This window comes from Vibrio sp. 1562 (assembly GCF_033340155.1).
GTDB classification, from domain to species: Bacteria; Pseudomonadota; Gammaproteobacteria; order Enterobacterales; family Vibrionaceae; genus Vibrio; species Vibrio alginolyticus.
In genome coordinates this window covers 1-765 of record NZ_JAWOVY010000257.1, presented here as the reverse complement: position 1 = coordinate 765, position 765 = coordinate 1, and the positions used below count along the sequence as shown (strand labels likewise).

Below are 765 nucleotides of genomic sequence, written 5' to 3'. Positions count from 1 at the left end.
GACGCGCAAGGCTTTGTCACTCTCTCGGGGCGCAAGAAAAACCTTATCGTCACCGCGTATGGCAGAAATGTCTCACCGGAATGGATTGAATCAGAAGCGTTGGCGTTTTTGCCGATGACGCCGCTGATCGTTACAGGCGATAGCCAACAAACATTATGCGCTGTCATTATCAATAGCGAAGACGTCGAAGCAAAGGTTCATGCATTAAACCGAACCCTACCCGATTACGCTCAAATCCGAACCTTATTGCTGCTGGACAACCCACGAGCCATCTCTGGTTGGTACACGGATAACGGCAAGCTCAAACGAAATCAAATCGAACATGATGTGGCTCAGTTATTAGCGAGCACAACGTCTGAATTAACGCTGCAAGCGCAAAAGATCCAACGCATCGATTTGCCCTTTCAGCAACACATTACGTCTTTCCAAACTGCATCTTAGTTAACGGCTTCTTAAGGAGAAGGTTATGACTTTATTTTTCGAACAACTCAAAAAAAGCACTGCCGCTGCTCAACAAGCAATGTTAACTGCGCCAGTCATCGCAGACGTTCAACAAGGCAACATTTCCAAAGATATGTATATCGCCTTTCTAACCCAAGCTTACCATCACGTTAAGCACACCGTTCCCTTGCTGATGGCGTGTGGGGGCCGACTATCTGGCGAATACGAATGGGTACGAGAAGCCATTGCCGAATACATTGAGGAAGAGAAAGGCCATCAAGAATGGATTTTAAATGACATCAAAGCGTGCGGCGGCGATGCCGA

The 765-nt window shown here is 47.3% G+C and carries 1 protein-coding gene and 1 pseudogene; both read left to right on the top strand.

The window, feature by feature from the left end:
- Positions 1 to 441, top strand: a pseudogene (locus tag R7Z49_RS24505) (long-chain fatty acid--CoA ligase); the annotation flags it as partial.
- Positions 442 to 466: 25 nt separating this feature from the next.
- Positions 467 to 765 (top strand): iron-containing redox enzyme family protein (locus R7Z49_RS24500; protein WP_318112299.1); only part of this gene is annotated, 299 nt, incomplete at its 3' end.